Below are 21173 nucleotides of genomic sequence, written 5' to 3'. Positions count from 1 at the left end.
CGCCCGGTGAAAGGCGCCTCTTGCGAGGATCTACGGGCACGCGTAGTCACTCCGACGAGCGGAGTGCTTCAGACATGCTATCAGGAAGCGCGGGTCAGGCGGAGTCTCCGCTGGAGCGCACCTGGACACCCCGGCGCTTGCCGCCCGCCTCGCGGAAGAGGGTCTCGGCGTGCTCCAGCGCCATCCCGTTCGTCTCCGGGATCTTGAAGAAGACGAAGAAGAACGAGAGGGCGGCGAAGATCGCGTACATGCCGTACGTGAACGGCAGCGAGAAGTCGGCCATGGGCGGGAACGAGACCGTCACCAGGAAGTTGGCGATCCACTGCGCGGCCGCCGCGACGCCGAGCGCCTTTCCGCGGATCTTGGTCGGGAAGATCTCGCCGAGGAGCACCCAGACCAGCGGTCCCCACGACGCGCCGAAGCAGATGACGAAGATGTTCGCGGCGATCAGGGCGATCGGGCCCCACGGGTTCGGCAGCGACACCGCGCCGTCGACCTTGACCGCGAAGGCGAACGAAAGCGCCATGACGCCGAGCGACAGGGCCATTCCGACCGAGCCGGTCAGCAGGATGGGGCGACGGCCGACGCGGTCGACGAGCACGATGGCGACGATCGTCACGACGACGTTGGTGACCGACGTGATCACGGTGATGAGCAGCGAATTGCTCTCGGTGAATCCGACCGCCTTCCACAGCGTGGTCGAGTAGTAGAAGATCACGTTGATGCCGACGAACTGCTGGAAGACGGAGAGGATGATGCCGATCCAGACGATCGGCTTGAGGCCCAGCCGGTTGCCCGCGAGGGTGGCCTTCGCGCCCTCCTTGTCCTCCTGGATGGCGCGCTCGATGTCGCCGATCTGGCGGTCGATGTCCTCTTCGGGGACGAGCGTGGTGAAGATCTCCCGTGCCTCGTCGTGGCGCCCGTTGGCGAGCAGGAAGCGGGGCGACTCGGGCAGTGTCAGGGCGAGGATGCCGTAGACGACCGACGGGATCACGCCGACCAGGAACATCCACCGCCACGCCTCGAGCCCGAACCAGAGCTGCTGGGATGCGGACCCGGCCACGCCGGCGAGGAGGGCGTCCGAGAGCAGGGCCACGAAGATACCGATCGTGATGGCCAGCTGCTGCAGGGAGGCCAGTCGGCCACGGGACTGCCGCGGCGAGATCTCGGCGATGTAGGCGGGCGCGACGACGGACGCGATGCCGATGCCGAGACCGCCGATGACGCGCCAGAACCCGAGGTCCCAGGCGGAGAACGCGAGGCCGGCTCCGATGGAGCTGGCGAGGAACAGCACCGCGCCGAGGAGCATCACCTTGAGGCGCCCCCAGCGGTCGGCGAGGCGACCGGCGATGAAGGCGCCGACGGCGCAGCCCAGCAGCGCGATGGCGACGATGAACCCGGTGACGAAGGCGTTCAGCGCGAAGCTCTTCTGGATCGAGTCGACCGCGCCGTTGATGACAGAGGAGTCGAAACCGAACAGGAACCCGCCGACCGCCGCTGCGATCGCCAGTCCGGTGACTCTCCGCCGCATCGCCGCCGTGGGCCGTGGTGCGTTCTCGTCGCTCGTGGCGGCTGCGTTCCTGCTCTCTTCAGTCATGTCATCCCTTTTTCGGTTGTGCGGCCCACTGTTCGCGGCTCCCGGTCGGGGGGCGGCGAGGGCGAATCTCACGGTACGCCGCGAACGGGCCGGGGAGAACCGTCGGCCACTGGCGTGTCCACAGACGGGTCCCGCCCGGACTTGTCCACTGGTTCGGGCTGCGCCTGAGCGACCGGTGGCCGCGCCAGGGAGGGTGGAAGGACGGCTCGACGGAAGGCGGACGGATGCGATTGCACGAAGAGACTGGCGGCATGCGGCTCAACCGTGGTGCGCGCTGGCGCGGAAGGCGATCGCGGGCGGCCCCGTCGCGTTGGTGTGTCGTGCTGTGCGTGCTCATCGTCTGCGTGCTGTTCCTGCCGGCCGGGGCCGCCGGTGCGGCCGTGATGGCTGTTTCCGTCAGTCCATCGATGGACCTCGTGGCCGACCGGGCGGGCTCTGCACAGCGGCCGGCGGCGTCCGATCACGGGGCGCAGTGGATGTGGCCCGTCGCCGACCCCGCGGTTTCAGCGCCGTATGCGGCACCTCCGACGCGGTACGCCGCGGGCCATCGCGGCATCGACCTGACGGCGACGGCGGGGGCTCCTCTGATCGCGCCGGATGACGCGACCGTACGCTTCGCCGGGATGGTCGTGGATCGCCCGGTGCTGACTCTCGACCACGGCGGCGGGGTTCTTTCGAGCTTCGAGCCGGCGTCGTCGGACTTCCCGGTGGGTTCGCGGGTCGCCCCAGGCGAGGTCATCGGAGTCGTCGCGTCGGGCGGGCACTGCGGCACGGCGTGCGTCCACGTGGGTGTCCGCATGAACGGAGAGTACGTGTCGCCGATGCTGTTCTTCGGGCGGGTGCCGCCCGCCATCCTCCTGCCGCTCGGAGGCGGGTGAGCTCCGCCTGGCGGCAGCCCATGGAGCCAGGTCCGGGTGGGTCGGGATGTGCTTGAGGGGCAGGCCTGTCAGCCCGGTCCGGGCGGGTCGGGGATGTGCTTGCAGGGCGGGCCCCGCCAGCCCAGCCCGCCCAGGCCGCCGAGCGCGCGGGTGGGCGGAGCGGCCCGGTTCGAGCGCCCGGGTCGGCGGAGCGGCCCGGTTGGGGCGCCCGGGTGGGCGGAGCGGTCCGGTTCAGGCGCGCGGGTGGGCGATCCGGTACGCCTCTTTGAGCCGTTCGGTCGAGACGTGGGTGTAGATCTGGGTGGTGCCGAGGCTGGCGTGGCCGAGCAGCTCCTGCACCGCTCGGAGGTCTGCTCCGCCGTCGAGCAGGTGCGTGGCGGCCGTGTGGCGGAGGGCGTGGGGCCCGGACGGCCCTCGCCCCGGCACGTCGGCGAGAAGACCGGCGACCAGCTCGTAGACGGCGCGGCTCCCGAGCCGCGCCCCGCGCGCACCGAGGAACAGCGCGGGCCCTGACCCGGCAACGGCGAGCCGCGGACGCCCGCCCGACAGCCACGCACGGATGGCCCGCAGTGCCGGCACCCCGAAGGGCACGACGCGTTCCTTCGACCCCTTGCCGATCACGCGGACGGTCAGTCGGCCGAGGTCCACATCGTCGACGTCGAGCCCAGTGAGCTCGGACACGCGGATCCCGGCCGCGTAGAGCAACTCGATCACCGCCACATCACGCAGCGAACCCGGGTCCCCATCCTCTGCCCGTGCGGCGAGCGCCGCGAGGATCTCGTCCATCTGCTCCCGCGTGATGACTCTCGGAAGCGTCTTGTCCGCTTTCGGGGACCGCAACCGCGCGGCCGGGTCCACGACCGCATGTTCGGCTGCGGTCCCGGCCGCTTCCGGATCCAGGGCCGCGCGACCTGGAGCCGACGCTGCCGGGGCCACGACCGCCTGATCCCGAGCCGTCCCCGCGGGCTCGCCGTTTGCCGCGGACGCAGGCCCGATCCCGTCGCCTGTCCCGGCAGAACTATCGGGTGCAACGCGTCCACCGAGCGCCCCACCGGTCGAGCCGGCCTTTCCGGGCCCCTCGCCTTGACGCGTGACCCATGCACTGAAGCCGCGGGCCGACGCCGCCCGACGCGCGAGCGTCGACTTCGCGAGGCCCCGCTTGGAACCCTCCCAGAGCCAGTCACGGTAGAGGTCGAGAGTCAGTGCGTCCGCGGTCGCGACGCCCCGTTCCGCCGCAAAGGCGGCGAGCGCCCCCAGGTCCGAGCGGTAGGCGCGGATCGTCTGCGGCGAGTACCCGCGCTCCACCCGCAGGTGCCGCTCGTATTGCTCGATGGCCGCATCCAGACTCACCTCCCCAGCTTGACCCCGGACCGTCTCCGGCGTGGGCAGCGACGCGCGTTCTGCGAGACGCGACGGACCGGAGCCACCTTGCCTCTCGTCCACGGACGGGCTGTCACGCGTGCCTCCGTTCGCTGAGCGACCAACCTCCGCCGCTCTCCCGGGCTCGGCCGGCGAGGTCGAGCCGGCCGAGGATCGCGGCGACCGTCGTGAACGGCAACGACGACCGCGCCGCGATCTCGTCTGCGCTGGCGCCCCGCGCGGATGCCAGAGCCGACAGGACAGCGCCCTGCGCATCTCCGCCCTCCCGCGGCACCTCGACGGTGTCGACGGCCGCCGCGCCCGGCTCGCCCGTCGGGCCGGTTCCCAGGGGGTCTGCGAGCTCCGCCATCTCGTCGGCCGACGTGACGCAGATGGCCGCGTACTCCCGGATGAGACGGTGGCACCCGGCCGACGCGGGCGAGAGGATGCTTCCCGGCACAGCGCCCAGCGGTCGCCCGAGCTGGGCGGCGTGACCTGCGGTGTTGAGGGATCCGGACCGTCGCCCCGCCTCGACCACCACCGTCGCACTCGCCGCTGCGGCGATCAACCGATTGCGCATCAGGAACCGCCACCGGGTCGGCGCGTTTCCCGGAGGGAGTTCGGCCGCGAGCACACCCTCCCGGGAGACACGGCGGAGCAGATCGCTGTTGCCCGCCGGATATAGACGGTCGACTCCTCCGGCGAGGAACGCCACGGTCAGCCCGCCGCTCGCCAGCGTGGCGCGATGTGCCGCCGCGTCGATCCCGTATGCACCGCCGGACACGACTGCGAACCCCCGCCCGACCAGTCCGGCCGCCGCCTCCATCGCCACGTGCTCCCCGTAGTCGGTCGAGGCGCGTGCCCCGACGAGAGCGACGGAACGGTCCAGCCGCGCCAAGCGCTCTGGATCGCCGCGGATCCACAGCGCGAGCGGTTCGCCGTCCTCAAGCGCCGCGAAACCCTCCGGCCAGACTTCCGTGTCGGGTGTCAGCAGAACCGCACCCAGCCGCGCCGCCCGTTCAAGGGCTCGGCACGACTCCTCCAGGGAGAGCCGCACCCGCCAGCGCGCGAGGCATTCGGCGATCCGACGAACCGCCCGCGCATCGACCTGCGGCCGCTCCGGCGAGAGGCTCTCGAACGCCGACAGCAAACTGCCGGCTGCTCCCCCGCTGCTGTCGGTGTCGAACCGGTGCCCGAACTGCTCGCCTGCACCTTCCAGAGACAGCGCCAAGCGCTCCGTAAGCGGGAGCGGCACCGCGTCGGCGTGACGCGTGAGGTGCAGCACGTGCTCCGCGTCGTGCCCCTCCACGATCGCTCGGAGCAGGCCGACCGCGCCCAGCGCACCCACCAGGCGCCCCGCCTCCAGGTCTCCTGGTTCGATCGCCGTCGTCAGCGCGGCTCTGGCGAACCGCTCGGCGCTCAGCTCGGACGACTCCTCTCCCCTGTCGGGCGAACTGGACACCGCTGCAACCAGGCGCGCCACGTCGCCATCAGACAGGCCCGCGAAGACGGATCCGGAGCGACGTCCCCCGCAAGGTGGCGACGGCACGCCGGTGCGTGCGCCCCCGACCGGCGGGTCATCCACCGCTCCCGGCACCTCCGCCCTTCTCTCGTCCGATGCGTTCGCCCCGTCGCACGCCGGCCCGTTCGTCGCGTCCGTATCATCCGGCAGCGCCCCGCTCCCGCTTCGCCCAGCCGTCGCAAGCCGGGAGACCGCGCATGCGCCGCACGCGGCGCTCATGCGCTGATCCCGCGCCGCAGGAACAGCGCACGGCCGACGTGGTCCACATCCGGTGACCCCGCGCCGTCGAGGTCGGCGAGGGTCCACGCGAGGCGCAGGGTCCGGTCGTAGCCGCGCATCGTGATGCCGCCGCGCTCCAACGCCCGGTCGAGCGGCGCGATCGCCGACGCCCCGAGCCGGCGCTCGCCGGATCGCAGCCAGCTGCCGGCCACGTCGGCGTTGCGCACCCAGCCCGTCCCGCGAAGTCGTTCGAGCGCGCTGGCCCTGGCCGACTCGACGCGAGCTCGGAGTTCGCTGCTGGTCCAGCCCGGGGCGTGGACGTCCGAGGCCGCATGGAGGGCAGCCAGACCCAATCGCCGTACGGTGAGGCGGATGTCGACGCGATCCATCAGCGGCCCGGACATGCGGGCGAGGTAGCGTCTTCGGGCCATGGGCGAGCATGTGCACTCCGCATCCGCCGAACCGTAGTGGCCGCACGGACAGGGGTTCGATGCGAGCACCAGCTGGAACCGCGCCGGAAACGACGCGGCACCACGTGCACGATGGATGGTGATGCTGCCGTTCTCCAACGGTTGCCGGAGCGCATCGAGCACGGATGGCGGGAACTCCGCCGCTTCGTCGAGAAACAGCACCCCGTGCGTAGCCCGGACGATCGCGCCGGGGGTGATCCGTCCGCTGCCGCCGCCGACCAGCGAGACGGCCGATGCCGTGTGGTGAGGCGCTTCGAACGGCGGTCTCCGCACCAGTTCTGCGCCGACGCCCAAACCGGTGAGCGAACGGATGCACGTGGCTTCTAAGGCGTCGGCACCGGCCAGGTCCGGCAACAGGGACGGAAGGCGCCGGGCGAGCATCGTCTTGCCCGCCCCCGGAGGACCGACCATCGCCAGATGATGACCGCCCGCCGCGGCGGCGACCAGCGCTTCGACGGCTTCGCCGTTGCCGGACACCTCGGCCATGTCCGGCTCCGGTGCTGCTCGTTGTTCCGACACCGCCGGGAGAACCGGTTCCTCATCCACCGGGTCGAGCTCGGCGCCGTGCACGATCGCCGCGGCGCGCAATCCCGTCACCCCCACCACCTCGATGCCTTCGACGAGGCACGCCTCGTCGAGGTTGCCCGCGGGAACGAGGACCCGCTCGAACCCTGCTTCGCGGGCCGCGAGGACGGCCGGGAGCACGCCCGCCACCGGACGCAGCCGCCCGTCAAGTCCCAGTTCACCGAGGTGGACCGCTCGCCCCGCCGAGGCCGGCGGTACGACGCCCGCCGCAGACAGCGAGGCGATCGCGATGGCGAGATCGAATCCGGACCCCTGCTTCGGGAGCGCGGCCGGCGACAGATTGACCGTCAGCTTCTTCTGCGACAAGGAGCAACCGGCATTCACCGCGGCCGCTCCGACCCGCTTCCGTGACTCGCCCAGCGCCGTGTCGGGCAGCCCGATGAGGACGAATGCCGGCAGTCCTGCCGAGATGTCGGCCTCCACTTCGACCACGTGGCCGCGCAACCCGTCGAGAGCGATGGCGAACGTGCGTGCGAGCGCCATCAGGCGATCCCGGTCAGGTGCTCGACGACCGGCCGGTCGCTCCACGCATCGGTCACGGCGACCGCATCGATGCGGACCGCGACAGCCCCGGGCTCCCGTTCGCGACACCACGCGGCCGCCAGTCGCCGCAGGCGGGCCGCCTTCCGCGACGTGATCGCCTCGAACGGATGCCCGAAGGTCAGCGACGACCGCGTCTTCACCTCCGCGAACACCATCGTGGTGCCGCGCCGCAGCACCAGATCGAGCTCACCCGACGGGCACCGCCAGTTGCGGTCGATGAGGGTGTACCCGTTCTCCTGCAGCCACTCCGCAGCGACCTGCTCGCCGCGACGGCCCAATTCGTCTTTCTCAGCCATGTCAACCTCCGCATCCAGCCTCGGCTGGTGGGCCGGTCGGCGGAGCGGGAAGGACAGATCTGTGGAAAGACCGCGAGTAGCAGGGGCTGTGAACAGGTGGAGCGTGAACGCTCAGTCGCTCACGAGAGCACGGCGATCACTCGTCGAGCGCGAGCTCCTTGGGCAGCTCGAACTCCTTGGAGGAGAGCTCCTCGATGTTGACGTCCTTGAAGGTCAGGACGCGCACGGACTTCACGAAGCGGTCGGCCCGGTACACGTCCCATACCCAGACGTCGTTCATGGTCAGCTCGAAGTAGAAGTCGTGCTCCGTATCGCGGCGCACGAACTCCACCTCGTTCGCCAGATAGAAACGTCGTTCCGTCTCGATCACATACTTGAACTGCGAGACGACGTCCCGGTACTCGCGATACAAAGCCAACTCGACCTCGCGGTCGTAGTCGTCGAACTCGTCTTCATCCATCGTCCGTCAAGTCTATGCCGCTCGGACGACTCGCGCGCCGGTCGCGGTCACGCTGTGGACGAACCGACGGATCAACCGGGCCGGATCACTCGGGGATGTCGATCAGCGCCGGCTGCTTCAGCCACGTCATCCGGTGCAGCGCGCTCGGGCCCAGCTCTGCGATGGCGGCGAAGTGCTCCGGGGTAGAGTACCCCTTGTTGCTCGCCCAGCCGTAGCCCGGATACTCCATGTCGTGCGCGATCATCATGCGGTCACGATGCACCTTGGCGATGACGGACGCGGCGGCGACGGAGGCGCAGTCCCGGTCGGCCTTGATGCGCGTGACGACCTTCGCCGGCCTCATCAGCGCCGGGTTCAGATAGTCGTAGTTGCCGTCGAGGATGAGCGTGCTGTCGTGCACGACGGCGCCCTGCTCCTCCAGCTGGGCGAGGGCGCGAGCTCCCGCCAAACCCAGGCAGCGCATGATCCCGAGCGAGTCGACCTCGGCGGCCGTCGCCAGACCGACCGCATGGTGCATGGCCCACTTGCGGCACAGCGGGTCGAGCGATTCCCGGACAGGCTCGGGCAGGAGCTTGGAGTCGCGCAGCCCCGGCGGGATGCGCTTCACGGCCGTGTCGATGACGACCATCCCGACCGCGACGGGGCCCGCGAGCGCTCCGCGGCCGACCTCGTCGACGGCGACGATGGAGGTCACGCCCTCTCGATAGAGGGCCTTCTCGAACCGCAGAGACGGCGACACCGGGGTCATCATGCGTTCCTCGTCCTCCGCCCTCTCGATCTGCGGGAAGCCTCGCGTTCCATTGTCACTCATCGGCGGGTGCCGTTCGTACACGACGCGGCCAGCAGCTCCGGAAACGACAGAACCCCCGGATCCATACAGGATTCGGGGGCTCTCGACGCTTGGGGGCGCGGAGATCAGTTCTCGCGCTTCTCCTTGATCTTCGCCTTCTTGCCGCGGAGCTCGCGCAGGTAGTAGAGCTTCGCGCGACGGACGTCACCGCGGGTGACGACCTCGATCTTGTCGATGACCGGGGAGTGGACCGGGAAGGTGCGCTCGACACCCACCTGGAAGCTGATCTTGCGGACCGTGAAGGTCTCGCGGACGCCCTCGCCGGAGCGGCCGATGACGACGCCCTGGAAGACCTGGACGCGAGAGCGGTTGCCCTCGATGATGTTCACGTGCACCTTGACGGTGTCGCCGGCGCGGAACTCGGGGATGTCCTGCTTGAGGGACGCGGCGTCGAGCTGGTCGAGGATGTGCATGGATGTTCGCTCTCTGTACCCGCCACAGGTCGGGAACGGACTCGGGGCCGGCTCCGATCAGGAGTGTCGGCCGTCTGGGTTCGGTAAGTGGGTGTCCGCGAGAAGTGCTGGCTCCCCCGTGGCAGAGCCTGGCCGCGGCACAAGGGTCAATTCTGCCATGCGCGGCACCTGTTTGCCAAAGCGCACGCAATCGGATGCCGAAACAGCACACCCGACGCGCGGGTCGTCACTCGCGGTCGCGGCGCTCCTCGATGACGATGTACTCGCCTCCGTCGACCGATTCGCCGGGCGGCGGCGGGACCTCGCGGGGCTGGGCGGCACGCTGGTAGGCCTCGAACGTCATGGCGACACGCGCCCGCGTCTCGGTCAGGAGCTCCCACAGCACCACCCAGAAGATGGCGATGAACAGCAGGATGCCCAGCACGGCCAGCCAGCCGGTCAACCCGGCCGGGAAGAACCCGAACGCGACGATCGCCAGATGCCAGGCGCCGAACAGGCCGACGTCGTACCAGGAGACCGCGCGACTCTCGCGTACGCTGCGCCGGGCCATCACGATGCCGCCGATGACCAGCATGGCGACGAACAGGATGGGGCAGAGCAGCAGGAGGCCGAGGAACGACCAGCCGCTCCCCTGGCTGAAGGCGGCCCAGCCGACCAGCAGCCACGCCGGGAGCACCACGGCGGACGGGAAGAGCCACCAGTAGAACGCCTTGCGGATGATCACGCGCCCAGCGTAGCCGGGGCCGGCTGTGCTGCGGCTGCGCGTTTGCCGGACGCCCACCTGCGAGACTGGTGGGGTACGACACCGAGAGGAGCCACCGTGATCGAGCTGAGGACGCCCGCCGAGATCGAGCAGATGCGGCCGGCCGGCCGCTTCGTCGCCGACGTGCTCGCGCAGACGGCTGCGGCTGCCCACGTCGGCGTGAATCTGCTGGAGCTGGATGCGCTCGCGCACGACCTCATCCGTCGCCGCGGCGCCGAGTCCTGCTACATCGACTACCACCCGTCGTTCGGGGCGAGCCCGTTCGGCAAGGTGATCTGCACCTCCGTCAACGATGCCGTGCTGCACGGCCTCCCGCACGACTACCGGCTGCAGGACGGCGACCTGCTGACCCTGGACTTCGCCGCGAGCGTGGACGGCTGGGTCGCCGACTCGGCCGTGAGCCTGGTCGTCGGCACGCCCCGGGACGAGGACCTCCGTCTGATCGACACCACCCGCCGCGCGCTCACGGCGGGCATCGAAGCGGCACAGCCCGGCGGCAGGATCGGCGACATCTCCGCCGCCATCGCCGCCGTCGCTCACGCGGAGGGCTACTCGATCAACACGCAGTTCGGCGGCCACGGCGTCGGCCGGACGATGCACGGCGACCCGCACATCTCGAACGACGGACGCGCCGGCCGCGGCTACCCCCTGCGCCCGGGTCTCGTCGTCGCGATCGAGCCGTGGTTCCTGGAGACGACCCACGAGATCTACACCGACCGAGACGGCTGGACGCTCCGCAGCGCCGACGGCTCCCGCGGCGCCCACTCCGAGCACACCGTCGCCATCACCGACGACGGCCCCCTTGTCCTCACCGCCCCCTGACCCCACCGTCGAGTACACGAAGACTGCACGCGAATGACATTGCGAGCGTGCAATTTGTGCGTACTCGACGGGGGGGCGGAAGGGGTTACGGGAGGAGGTCGGGGCGGACGGCGCGCGTGCGCTCGAGCTGCTGCTCGCGACGCCACGCGTCGACGGCCCCATGGTTGCCGGAGAGCAGCACGGGAGGCACCTCCCGGCCGCGCCAGACGGCGGGCTTGGTGTAGCTGGGGTACTCGAGCAGGCCGTCCTCGTGCGACTCCTCGACGAGGCTTTCGGGGTTGCCGACGACGCCCGGGATGAGCCGGCCGACCGCCTCGATCATCGCCATCGTCGCGACCTCGCCGCCGTTGAGCACGTAGTCGCCGATGCTCATCAACCGCACCCGGGCGCGAGCAGCGGTGTCGTCGAAGACGCGCTGGTCGATCCCCTCGTAGCGTCCGCAGCCGAACACGATGTGCTGCTCCTGGGCCAGCTCGCGCGCGATCGACTGGGTGAAGACCTCGCCGGCGGGCGATGGGAAGATCACGACGGGATCGGACGCGCCGTCCAGGATGCCGTCGAGCGCCTCGCCCCACGGCTCCGGCTTCATGACCATCCCGGCTCCCCCGCCGTACGGGGTGTCGTCGACCGTCCGGTGGCGGTCGTGCGTGTAGTCGCGCAGGTCGTGGACGCCGAGCTCGATCAGCCCGGACTGCCGGGCCTTGCCGAGCAGGGAGATGTCGAGCACATCGAAGAAGGTCGGGAAGATCGTGACGATGTCGATGCGCATGGGGAAAGTCTAGAAGGGCGCCGGCGCTAGGCCGGGACGACCGCCAACTCGCGGTCGCGCGGGACGAGCGGCGTCGCCACCGCAGGGCACAGCGCGACGACCGCGAAGGCGACGGGATACCCGGCCCAGCCGATCAGCGCCCCGACGGCCGGTCCGACGACCGATGCGGCGAGGAACTGACCGGTGTTCTGCGCCCCGAGCGCACGCCCCGACCAGAAGGGGCCGGCGATCTCGGCGACCGACGTGTAGGCCAGGCCGTTGTCGGCGACCGTGACGATCGCCGCGACGATGAGGATGACGGCGGCAGCGACGGATCCGAGTGCGGACGCCGCCGCCATCAGCAGCATGACCGCGACGGCGCACACGCTGACCCACCGCAGCGGCCGCAGGTGGCTGCCGACCCGGTCGCTCAGCACGCCGACGCCGATGCGGCCGATGGCGCCGGCGAACTGGCTCACCCCGATGACGATTCCCGCGGCCAGCGACGCGAAGTGCAGCTGCGACACGAGCCAGACCAGCCCGAAGGTGGAGACCGTGAACTGCGGGACGACGAGCAGCATGGAGACGGCGTGGATGCGCCACAGCAGCGACGTCTCGCGGTACGGCCGCCACACGGCCTGAGGATGCGCGCCCTCCCCCTCGGCGGCCTTACGCGGTGGCCGCGGCGGGTCGACGATCCCGATCGCGCAGAGCACCGCGGACACGCCGCAGAGGACGGCCGGCACGATCAGCGCGGCGGCGATCCCGCCGTTGGCCGCGAGCAGCGGCACGCTGACCGCGGCGATCGCCACGCCGAGCGGCTGGCACATCTGGCGGATGCCCATCGCCAGCCCGCGCCGCTCTTTCGGGAACCAGCCGATGACCACGCGCCCGCTCGCCGCGTTGGGGCTGGCGGACGCCATCCCTCCGACCAGGAACAGCGCGCCGAGCGCGACGTACGAGTCGACGAACATCGCGGCGACGGCCGCGAGTGCCGTGAGGGCGAGCCCCGACGCGATGACCCAGCGTTCTCCGATCCGGTCGCTCAGCGCTCCCCACGCGATCAGGGTGAGCACGAGGCCCAGAGTAGGAGCGGATGCGAGCAGCCCCGCCTGCGCCAGGCTCAGCCCACGCTCGGTGTGCAGCAGCGGGATGAGGAACGCCGGCGTGGAGACGAAGACGGTCGAGCTCGCCTGGGCGAGGACGCCGAAAGCCAGCATGAGCCACGGACGGGGACGGCGCACGGATCGGGCGAACATGGGTATACCCTAGCGGTATACCAAGTCGGTATACCAAAGGAGCCCCATGTCCGAGCAACTGCCCGTCGCCGAGGCCTCCCGCGTCTACGACCGTCTCCGCGCCGAGATTCTTGACCTCGACCGCGTGCCCGGCTCGCGCCTCACCGAGCGCGGACTCGAGGGGGAACTCGGCGCCTCTCGCACTCCCCTGCGGTCGGCGCTCATGCGGCTGGAGTCCGAAGGACTGGTGGGCCGGGACGGGCGCGGCTGGCAGGTCACGCCGATCGACCTCGGGGAGATCGCCAGACTGAGCGAGTTCCGGGATGCGGTCGAGACCGCCGCCGTCCGGCTCGGCTGCGCGCGCGCAACGGACGCCGCGATCGCCACCCTGCGCGAGCACCTGGACGGGTGGGCGGAAGACCACTCCCCGGACGGCGCCGTGAGGACCGGCACCGAGTTCCACGTCCGGCTCGCCGCCCTCTCGGGCAACCCGTTCTTCGCGGATGCGGTCGCCGACGCCATGACCCGCCTGGCCCGCGCGCGGTGGCTGGTCGCCCGCGATGAGGACGCCGGGAGCGAGCACCGGGAGATCCTCGCCCTGGTCGCTGCGCGTCGCGCGGACGAGGCTGCTGCACGCATCCATGAACACGTCGTCGGAACCCATGACCGCCTGGTGGCCGCTTTGGGCGCCGATGCGCGCTCGCTGCGCGGACGCGGACTCGCGATCGTCTCCTGACCGTCAGCCGACGAGGTCGGTGACAGGTACGAGCCGGACGAGTGCATCGGCGCCCGCATAGATCTGCGGATCGCCGCTCACCAGGGCATCGCCGTGCAATCGGGTCAGCGCGACATACTCAGCGGCCTCCGTCTGCGCCCAGCCCAGTTCGTCCGCAACCAGCCAGGCGTTGCGCCGCAGCACGCGGTCACCGAGCAAGCGCACAGGAAGCCGGTCGACGGCCGTGAGCAGGGTTCGGGCTTCCGCCGGTTCACGCCGCCCTGAGCGCGCGTCCGCGTGCAGGAGCGACAAGGTCTGCGACCGCAGCAGCGTCGGCGCCAGCAGCGCCTCAGATCCACTCCACCCGGATTCGGCCAGCCGGACGGCTGCGGGAGCGTCGATCACGTACGCGGTCATGCCGCATTCTGTCCACGACCCGGTGGCAAAAGGAAGAGGGCGACCCGTTCGGGTCGCCCTCTTCGGGTCGTGGATCAGTCGTCGGACGCAGGCGCGGCGGGTTCGCCTTCCGAATCCGCCTCCGACTCGGCGTCGCCCTGCGGCTCGGCGTCGGCCTCTGGCTCGTCGTCCGGCAGCTCCTCGAAGAGCCCGGCGGGCGGAGTCAACGTGACGGTCCCGGCGGCGATATCGACCTCCGGGACGATCGCCTTCACGAACGGCACGAGCACTTCGCCGCCGGACGTCGCGATCGCCAGCAGGTCCTGCGCGGGCAGATGGTCGACGCGGGCCACGCGTCCGACCGTCACGCCGTCGCGCACCGCGTCGAGGCCGACCAGCTGGTGGTCGTACCAGGCGTCTTCCTCGTCGGGAAGCTGCGTGGCGTCCTGGCTGACCCACAGGATCGCCTTGATCAGCGTCTCGGCTTCCGTGCGGTCGTCGACGCCGGCGAAGAACCCGACCGGGTGGCCGTTGTACCAGCGGAGTTCGCGGAGTTCGAGCGTCTTGCCGTGCCACTTGGACGCGGTGGGGACCTGCAGGGTGAACACCGCCCCCGGGACGAACCGCTTCTCCGGTTCGTCCGTGTAGAGCTCCAGCTTGATGGCGCCCTTGAGGCCGTGCGCCTTCGTGAGGCGCCCGACGCGCAGCTCGGTCTGACCGGGCCGGGGGGCGACCTCCTTGCGAGGCAGTTTGTGGTCCGCCACCTCAGTCGTCGACGACGTCGACACGGACGCGCCGGCCATCGGCCAGCGCGGCAACGAGCGTGCGGAGAGCCTTCGCCGTGCGGCCGGACCGGCCGATCACCCGGCCGAGGTCCTCGGGGTTCACACGAACCTCGAGGACCTCGCCACGCGGAGAGCTCTTGGCCACGACGTGGACGTCGTCAGGGTGATCGACGATCCCCTTGACCAGGTGCGTGAGCGCGGGTGCGAGCAAGACGTCAGGCCTTCTCGTCGGACGCGTCGTCAGCGATGGCCTCGGCCTCGGCGACGACGTTGGCCTCGTCGGCCTCCTCGCGCTCGACCTCGGCCTCGACGACGGCCTCCGCCTCGGCGGCGACCTCGGCCGGCTTCTCAGCCTTGGGCTTGAGGACCGGCTTCTTCTTCTCGTCGGCGACGAACTCGGCCTTGCCCTCGGCGACCTTGACGGTGCTCACGGCGTTCTTGTCGCCCTTGAAGCGACCCCAGTCGCCGGTGAGCTTGAGCAGCGCGGTGACCTGCTCGGTCGGCTGGGCGCCGACGCCGAGCCAGTACTGCGCACGCTCGGAGTCGACCTCGATGCGCGAGGGCTCCTCGGTCGGGTGGTACAGACCGATCTCCTCGATCACGCGACCATCGCGCTTGGTGCGCGAGTCGGCGACGACGATGCGGTAATACGGAGCGCGGATCTTGCCCAGGCGCTTCAGACGGATTTTGACAGCCACGATTCTCCTGTGTGAGTGGATGAGTTGTATCGAACTGACTGCCGTGGGCGTGGGGGCACACGCGGCAGGAGGTCTATGTTCGTCCGCCGCACCGGATAGAGGGTCGGGTACGTCGAACTCAACTAGCTATTCTGTCAGATACTGCGCTGCTTTGAACAATCGGACGGATGGAACGACCGCATGCAGATCGATTTCTCGGAGTCCGAGCGCTCCACCGTCGGCATCGAGTGGGAGATCGCCCTCGTCGACGGCTCGACGGGCGACCTGGTCCAGATCGCCGACGATGTGCTGCGCGAGCTGGGCACGCCCGACGGCCGGGAGCATCCCCAGATCACCCATGAGTTGCTGATGAACACGGTGGAGCTGGTCAGCCGGGTCCACCGCACGGTGCCTGCGGCGATCACCGACCTGCAGGAGCTCATCAGCCTGGTCCGGGGCGTCACCGACCCGCTCGGCGTCGAGCTGATGTGCGCGGGGACGCATCCCTTCGCCCAGTGGTTCGACCAGAAGGTGACGCCGAACGAACGGTACGACCGGCTGCTCGACCGCACCCAATGGTGGGGGCGGCAGATGATGATCTGGGGTGTGCACGTGCACGTCGGCATCGACTCGGTCGACAAGGCTCTGCCGATCGTCAACGGCCTGCTGACCTATTACCCGCATCTGCAGGCGCTCAGCGCGTCCAGCCCGTTCTGGGCGGGCGCCCGCACCGGCTATGCCTCCAACCGCGCGCTCATGTTCCAGCAGCTGCCCACCGCCGGGCTGCCCTGGCAATTCGGCACCTGGGCAAACTACGAGGCCTACGTCCAGGACCTGGTCACGACGGGCGTCGTGGAGGACCACTCCGAGGTGCGCTGGGACATCCGCCCCTCGCCGAAATGGGGCACGGTCGAGATGCGCGCCTGCGACGGGCTGTCCACGGCCGACGAGGTCGGCGCCGTCTCCGCGCTGATCCACTGTCTGACCGACCGGATGTCGGGACAGCTGGACGCGGGCGTCGAGCCGGTCACGCTGCAGCCCTGGTTCGTCCGCGAGAACAAGTGGCGCGCCGCACGGTACGGCCTCGACGCCGAGATCATCCAGGCGCCGGACGGCAGCGAGCGGCTCGTCTCCGACGACCTCCGCGACCTGGTGGACGACCTCCAGCCGGAGGCCGAGCGACTGGGATGCGTCGACGAGCTGGCGACGGTCCTCACCATCCTCGACACGGGCGCCAGCTACCAGCGCCAGCTCGCCGTCGCGGAGCAGAACGGCGGCAGCCTGCAGGCCGTGGTCAGCTCGCTGACGCACGAGCTGCGCAACGGCCTCGCCCGCTGATCGATCAGCGAACAGGCCCCGAGCCGATCCACCGATCCGGCAAAGCCCATCCATAGCCTCCGGGCGTACCGTGTTTGTCATGCTCGCCCGACGCCCCCTCGCGGCAGCGGCCACCGCGATGACGGCCGCCCTGCTGGCGCTCACCGCCCTCTCGGGCTGCGCGTCGGCCAACGCGGCCTCGAACGCCGCTCTGGGGAAGCAGTCCGCCGCCACATCGTCCGCAGCCACGGCGGAGCACGTCGCGGTGATCGGCGACTCGATCGAGTCCGGCCTCGGGCTCGATCCCTCCGAGGCATGGCCGGCCCTGGTGGCCTCCGACCACGGCTGGCGGCTCGACAACCTCAGCGTGCCCGGTGCCGGCTTCGTCGCCCAGGGGTCCGACGGTCACGACTTCTCCGCCCAGGTGGATGCGGCGATCGCCGCCCAGCCGGACCTCGTCCTCATCGGCGCGTCCGACAACGACCTCGGCACGGACCCCGACCAGCTGAGCACGGCCATCCGCTCGACGGTCGACCGTCTCGCGGCAGCCCTGCCGGATGCGCGGATCGCCGGGTTCAACGCCCTCAGCGGTCAGGCGAGCGACGAGGAGCTCGCCGGCGGCGACGCGGCGCTGCGACAGGCGGTCCTCGACGCCGGTGGCACGTGGCTCGATCTCGGGCAGCCCTATCGCGGCAAGGCCGGACTGGTGCAGGACGACGACGAGCATCCCACCCTTCCCGGCCAGCAGGCGATCGCGGCAGTGGTCGCCGCGAAACTGAGCCTGTGAAAGGCGGTCGGACCGGACGTTTAGGGTGGAGCGCGTGAGGTCCCGACGTCCCCGTTCCGCTCTGCTCGCATCTCTCCTCGTCGTGGTCGTCGGCAGCGTGCTCAGCGCGTGCGCGACATCCGCAGGCCCTGCGTCGCCGACCGAGCCGGCGAGGTCCGCGAGCTCGGCGCCATCGCCATCCCCCACGCCCTCCTCGCGCACCGTGACCGCCGCCGCGATCGGCGACTCGATCGCCATCGGCTACGGCGTCCCGGCCGACGACGCGTGGCCTCTACTGGTCGCGGATCGGCTCGACTGGACCCTGAGCGACTTCGCGGAGAGCGCGGCGGGCTTCACCGTGAAGGGCCTCAACACGCACACGTTCGACGATCAGGTCAGCGCCGTGATCCGCCTCCATCCGGATGTCGTGATCGTCGGAGCGACGCGCAACGATGTCTTCGCATCGACGCCCGATCTGCAGCGAGCGGCGACGGCAGCGCTCCATCGCCTGCGCGAAGCGCTCCCCCACGCTCGCATCATCGGCGTCAGCGCCCTGTGGGGCTCCGAGCCCACTCCCGCGCAGGTCCCGGTGATCTCCCGGACCGTGCAGGCGGCCGTACTCGACGTGGGAGGCTCCTGGGTGGAGCTGGGCCAGCCGTTCGCCGGGCATCCCGAGCTGCTGATCAGCGATCAGGTGCATCCCACTGTCGAGGGTCAGCAGCTCATCGCGGACGCGGTTGTCCGGAGCATCGACTCGCAGCTCGTGGCCCGCTGACGACGCCCAGGTACCACCGGCGCGACACGCCGAGAAGTGAGACACAGCGTTCTCGCAGGTTGGACCGTTTAGCCTCGCACCCGTGCGCACCCTCACCCGACGCCGCTCGCGCCCGCTGAGCACCCGGCTCCCCCTGCTCGCGCCCGCGGCTCTGACGGTGGCACTTCTCGCCCTCGCCGGCTGCGCATCCGCGCCGGCCGCACACCCCGTCGCCGCTCAGGCGACCGCCGTCGCCGCCCCGGACGCCGGCAGCGCCGGACGGGATGCCTCCGGCATCGTCGACGCCGTCGCGATCGGCGACTCGATCGCCTTCGGCAAGGGCGTGACGGCCGATCAGGCGTGGCCCGCTCTCGTCTCGGAGGCGCACGGCTGGCAGCTGACGGACCTCGCGGTGTCCGGCTCCGGCTTCGTCAAGCCGGGCTGGAACGGCACGACCTACCGCCAGCAGGTGGATGCGGCGCTCCGCCTCCACCCGCAGGTGATCCTCCTCGCCGCCACGCGCAACGACCGCGAGCAGGACCCGGCCGCGGTGACCGCAAACGCCGACCGGATGCTGCGAGAGCTGCGCGAGCGCTTCCCGGACGCCACGATCGTCGGCATCACCGGCATCTGGGGCTCCGACCAGCCGCCAGCGACCATGACCCGCGTCGACGACATCGTCGGGGACGCGGTGCGCGGCGTCGACGGCACCTGGCTCGACATCGGCTTCCCGCTCGTCGGGCACCCGGAGCTGCTCCAGGCGGACGGCATCCACCCGAACGCGGCCGGTCAGAAGGTCGTGGCGCAGACCATCGAGTCGAAGCTCCAGCCGCTCAACCTGGCGCTGTAGCGCAGCGAGTCCCGGGTCAGCGACCCAGGAACTTCTGCAGAGCGGCCAGCTCCTCCTCGGACGGCCCGCCCGCGGGCGCCCCCTGAGGTGCTGCAGCGCCACCACCGAGCCCGAACCCGCTTCCACTCGGCGCACCGGCCGTCTTGACGCCGGTGGCCAGCGCGGCGTTCTCCGCCGCGCGCTTGGCCGGGTTGCCCGAACGCGAGCCCTTCTTCTTGTTCTTCTGCTGCTTGCGGCCGGCGTACGAGGCACCGGGGATGGGACCCATGCCGGGGACGTTCGGGACGCCGCCCTTCGCGACGGTCTTCATCATTTTGGCGGCCTGCTCGAAGCGGCTGACCAGCTGATTGACCTCGGTGACCGTCGTGCCCGAGCCCTTCGCGATGCGCAGGCGGCGGGACCCGTTGAGCAGCTTCGGGTTCGTGCGCTCGGCCGTCGTCATCGACTGGATGATGGCCTCCGTCCGGACGATCTCGCGCTCGTCGAACTGGTCGAGCTGCTGCTTCATCTGGCCGGCGCCGGGCAGCATCCCCATCATCTTCTTGATCGACCCCATGTTGCGCAGCTGCTGCATCTGCTTGAGGAAGTCGTCGAGGGTGAAGCTGTCGGTCGCGAACTTCTCGGCGACCTTGCGCGCCTCCTCCTCGTCGAAGGCCTGCTGGGCCTGCTCGATGAGGGTGAGGATGTCGCCGAGGTCGAGGATGCGCGACGCCATGCGGTCCGGGTGGAACGGCTCGAAGTCGTCGAGGTTCTCACCGGTCGAGGCGAAGATGATCGGACGGCCGGTGACCGAGGCGACCGAGAGCGCGGCACCGCCTCGGGCGTCGCCGTCGAGCTTGGAGAGCACGACGCCGGTGAAGTCGACGCCGTCCTGGAACGCCTTCGCGGTCGCGACGGCATCCTGACCGATCATCGCGTCGATGACGAACAGCACCTCGTCAGGGTCGGTCGCCTTGCGGATGTCGGCCGCCTGCTTCATCAGCTCGGCGTCGACGCCGAGACGGCCGGCGGTGTCGATGACCACCGTGTCGTACTGCTTGGTCTCCGCGAACTTCAGGGCGTCCTTGGCGACCTTCACCGGGTTGCCGACGCCGTTGCCGGGCTCTGGCGCGAACACCGGGACACCCGCCTGCTCGCCGACGATCTGGAGCTGGGTCACGGCGTTCGGGCGCTGGAGGTCGGCGGCGACCAGGAGCGGCGTGTGCCCGTCCTTCACCAGCCACTTGCCGAGCTTGCCCGCGAGCGTCGTCTTACCGGCGCCCTGGAGGCCGGCGAGCATGATGACCGTCGGGGGCCGCTTCGCGAACTGCAGCCGGCGCTGCTGGCCGCCCAGGATGGCGACGAGCTCCTCGTTGACGATCTGCACGACCTGCTGGGCCGGGTTGAGAGCCTTGTTGACCTCGTCGCTCAGCGCGCGCTCGCGCACCTTCGCGGTGAAGTCCTTGACCACCGGGAGCGCCACGTCGGCGTCGAGCAGGGCGCGACGGATCTCGCGCACGGTGCCGTCGACGTCCGCCGGCGACAGCTTGCCCTTGGTGCGCAGGTTCTTGAAGGTGTCCGCAAGACGGTCGGACAGCGTGCCGAAAGTAGCCATGATCCGTATATCTTATCGGGCGACGTCGGCTAAGCGCCGTGAGGGTCAGTCAGTCGCCCGACGTCTCCACCGAGACCACGTCGCCCCGCACGTCGAAGGCGACGGTGAGAAGCGCATCCGACTCGTCCGGGGCGATGGAGTAGTCGAACGTCGCGAACACCTCGTCCTCGTCTGAGTGGTCGGCCTGGATGATCACACTCATCAGCTGCAGGGAGCGCAGCACGTCGATGGCGATGTCACCCGAGTTGTAGACCAGCAGGTCGACCAGGCTGTCTCCCAGCTTGTCGACGTGCTCGTCGATGTAGCTGGAGGTCGCGGACTGCCGCGAGCTCAGCTCGGCGACCAGCGCATCCCTGGCCCGCGCGTCGAAGCCCTCGAGCGCCTGGATGAGCGCAGCAGCAGAGTCGAGGGCGAACTCGGGGACGCCGCTCTCGTCGTCGGCCAGGAGCTCGACGTCGACGGTCTGGTCCCCCAGCTCGACGGTGTCGTCCCAGGCGAGTCCACCGCTCGCCGTCTCGTCGATGAGGCCGAAGAAATCGTGCTCGATCGCCATGAC

24 protein-coding genes are annotated in these 21173 nt (G+C 70.3%); 7 read left to right on the top strand and 17 right to left on the bottom strand.

Features of this window, described 5'->3' with window-relative positions; all coding sequences use genetic code 11:
• Positions 1-94 precede the first annotated feature (94 nt).
• The gene (locus AXZ95_RS08985) at positions 95-1669 is read right to left on the bottom strand and encodes a sugar porter family MFS transporter (protein ID WP_269209384.1); all 1575 of its coding nucleotides are present in this window, start codon (positions 1667-1669) and stop codon (positions 95-97) included.
• A gap of 257 nt (positions 1670-1926) precedes the next feature.
• Between AXZ95_RS08985 and AXZ95_RS08980 the strand changes: the two genes are divergently transcribed.
• A complete protein-coding gene (locus tag AXZ95_RS08980) occupies positions 1927-2475 on the top strand; it encodes a M23 family metallopeptidase (protein ID WP_231374393.1) in 549 nt (182 codons plus the stop codon).
• 231 nt (positions 2476-2706) lie between these two features.
• Here the strand turns inward: AXZ95_RS08980 and AXZ95_RS08975 are convergent, their stop codons facing one another.
• From AXZ95_RS08975 to AXZ95_RS08940, 8 genes are all read right to left on the bottom strand, one after another.
• Positions 2707-3825 (bottom strand): tyrosine recombinase XerC, encoded by a 1119-nt coding sequence (locus tag AXZ95_RS08975; RefSeq protein ID WP_018190700.1) that lies wholly within the window; start codon positions 3823-3825, stop codon positions 2707-2709.
• Between the two features lie 103 nt (positions 3826-3928).
• On the bottom strand, positions 3929-5317 hold the full coding sequence (dprA, locus tag AXZ95_RS08970; protein WP_231374392.1) for a DNA-processing protein DprA: 1389 nt from the start codon (positions 5315-5317) through the stop codon (positions 3929-3931).
• 254 nt (positions 5318-5571) lie between these two features.
• Positions 5572-7113 carry a YifB family Mg chelatase-like AAA ATPase gene (locus AXZ95_RS08965; RefSeq protein WP_018190698.1) on the bottom strand — a complete coding sequence of 514 codons (1542 nt, stop codon included), beginning with the start codon at positions 7111-7113 and terminating at the stop codon, positions 5572-5574.
• The gene (locus AXZ95_RS08960; RefSeq protein ID WP_018190697.1) at positions 7113-7469 is read right to left on the bottom strand and encodes a YraN family protein; all 357 of its coding nucleotides are present in this window, start codon (positions 7467-7469) and stop codon (positions 7113-7115) included. The genes AXZ95_RS08965 and AXZ95_RS08960 overlap by 1 nt, the downstream gene beginning before the upstream one ends.
• Before the next feature lie 136 nt (positions 7470-7605).
• On the bottom strand, positions 7606-7929 hold the full coding sequence (locus AXZ95_RS08955) for a DUF2469 family protein (RefSeq protein WP_018190696.1): 324 nt from the start codon (positions 7927-7929) through the stop codon (positions 7606-7608).
• A gap of 85 nt (positions 7930-8014) precedes the next feature.
• A complete protein-coding gene (locus tag AXZ95_RS08950; protein WP_018190695.1) occupies positions 8015-8740 on the bottom strand; it encodes a ribonuclease HII in 726 nt (241 codons plus the stop codon).
• A gap of 104 nt (positions 8741-8844) precedes the next feature.
• Complete coding sequence (gene rplS / locus AXZ95_RS08945) at positions 8845-9192, bottom strand: 50S ribosomal protein L19 (protein WP_018190694.1); 348 nt, start codon at positions 9190-9192, stop codon at positions 8845-8847.
• Between the two features lie 226 nt (positions 9193-9418).
• Positions 9419-9916 (bottom strand): hypothetical protein, encoded by a 498-nt coding sequence (locus AXZ95_RS08940; RefSeq protein WP_018190693.1) that lies wholly within the window; start codon positions 9914-9916, stop codon positions 9419-9421.
• Between the two features lie 96 nt (positions 9917-10012).
• On the opposite strand from AXZ95_RS08940, the gene map reads away from it, so the two are divergent.
• Complete coding sequence (gene map / locus AXZ95_RS08935; protein ID WP_018190692.1) at positions 10013-10777, top strand: type I methionyl aminopeptidase; 765 nt, start codon at positions 10013-10015, stop codon at positions 10775-10777.
• 85 nt (positions 10778-10862) lie between these two features.
• Here the strand turns inward: map and trmD are convergent, their stop codons facing one another.
• Both trmD and AXZ95_RS08925 read right to left on the bottom strand, forming a co-directional pair.
• Positions 10863-11546, bottom strand: a complete 684-nt coding sequence (trmD, locus tag AXZ95_RS08930) for a tRNA (guanosine(37)-N1)-methyltransferase TrmD (protein WP_018190691.1) — start codon at positions 11544-11546, stop codon at positions 10863-10865.
• 26 nt (positions 11547-11572) lie between these two features.
• Positions 11573-12784 carry an MFS transporter gene (locus tag AXZ95_RS08925; RefSeq protein ID WP_018190690.1) on the bottom strand — a complete coding sequence of 404 codons (1212 nt, stop codon included), beginning with the start codon at positions 12782-12784 and terminating at the stop codon, positions 11573-11575.
• A 46-nt stretch (positions 12785-12830) separates the two neighbouring features.
• Here AXZ95_RS08925 and AXZ95_RS08920 point away from each other — a divergent pair, with 46 nt between their 5' ends.
• Entirely contained in the window at positions 12831-13499 is a 669-nt protein-coding gene (locus AXZ95_RS08920; protein ID WP_018190689.1) for a GntR family transcriptional regulator, read from the top strand.
• Between the two features lie 3 nt (positions 13500-13502).
• Here AXZ95_RS08920 and AXZ95_RS08915 read toward each other — a convergent pair whose 3' ends face one another.
• From AXZ95_RS08915 to rpsP, 4 genes are all read right to left on the bottom strand, one after another.
• Complete coding sequence (locus tag AXZ95_RS08915) at positions 13503-13895, bottom strand: hypothetical protein (protein ID WP_018190688.1); 393 nt, start codon at positions 13893-13895, stop codon at positions 13503-13505.
• A 74-nt stretch (positions 13896-13969) separates the two neighbouring features.
• Positions 13970-14638: a ribosome maturation factor RimM gene (gene rimM, locus AXZ95_RS08910; protein ID WP_051087297.1), complete on the bottom strand. Its 669-nt coding sequence runs from the start codon at positions 14636-14638 to the stop codon at positions 13970-13972.
• A 1-nt stretch (position 14639) separates the two neighbouring features.
• A complete protein-coding gene (locus AXZ95_RS08905) occupies positions 14640-14870 on the bottom strand; it encodes an RNA-binding protein (RefSeq protein ID WP_018190686.1) in 231 nt (76 codons plus the stop codon).
• 4 nt (positions 14871-14874) lie between these two features.
• Positions 14875-15357, bottom strand: coding sequence for a 30S ribosomal protein S16 (gene rpsP, locus AXZ95_RS08900; protein WP_018190685.1), 483 nt, complete (start codon positions 15355-15357; stop codon positions 14875-14877).
• A gap of 180 nt (positions 15358-15537) precedes the next feature.
• Between rpsP and AXZ95_RS08895 the strand changes: the two genes are divergently transcribed.
• From AXZ95_RS08895 to AXZ95_RS08880, 4 genes are all read left to right on the top strand, one after another.
• Positions 15538-16674, top strand: coding sequence for a glutamate--cysteine ligase (locus AXZ95_RS08895; RefSeq protein ID WP_018190684.1), 1137 nt, complete (start codon positions 15538-15540; stop codon positions 16672-16674).
• Between the two features lie 79 nt (positions 16675-16753).
• Positions 16754-17440: an SGNH/GDSL hydrolase family protein gene (locus tag AXZ95_RS08890; RefSeq protein ID WP_018190683.1), complete on the top strand. Its 687-nt coding sequence runs from the start codon at positions 16754-16756 to the stop codon at positions 17438-17440.
• A gap of 34 nt (positions 17441-17474) precedes the next feature.
• Complete coding sequence (locus tag AXZ95_RS08885; RefSeq protein ID WP_231374391.1) at positions 17475-18194, top strand: SGNH/GDSL hydrolase family protein; 720 nt, start codon at positions 17475-17477, stop codon at positions 18192-18194.
• Between the two features lie 82 nt (positions 18195-18276).
• The gene (locus tag AXZ95_RS08880; RefSeq protein WP_018190681.1) at positions 18277-19023 is read left to right on the top strand and encodes a GDSL-type esterase/lipase family protein; all 747 of its coding nucleotides are present in this window, start codon (positions 18277-18279) and stop codon (positions 19021-19023) included.
• A gap of 16 nt (positions 19024-19039) precedes the next feature.
• Here AXZ95_RS08880 and ffh read toward each other — a convergent pair whose 3' ends face one another.
• Positions 19040-20617 (bottom strand): signal recognition particle protein, encoded by a 1578-nt coding sequence (gene ffh, locus AXZ95_RS08875; protein WP_018190680.1) that lies wholly within the window; start codon positions 20615-20617, stop codon positions 19040-19042.
• Positions 20618-20666: 49 nt separating this feature from the next.
• A complete protein-coding gene (locus AXZ95_RS08870; protein WP_018190679.1) occupies positions 20667-21170 on the bottom strand; it encodes a DUF2004 domain-containing protein in 504 nt (167 codons plus the stop codon).
• Positions 21171-21173: the final 3 nt, after the last annotated feature.

Source organism: Leifsonia sp. 115AMFTsu3.1 (genome assembly GCF_004362795.1).
Classification (GTDB): Bacteria; Actinomycetota; Actinomycetes; order Actinomycetales; family Microbacteriaceae; genus Leifsonia.
The sequence above is the reverse complement of the archived record's forward strand: the minus strand, read 5'-3'. Positions and strand labels throughout refer to the sequence as shown.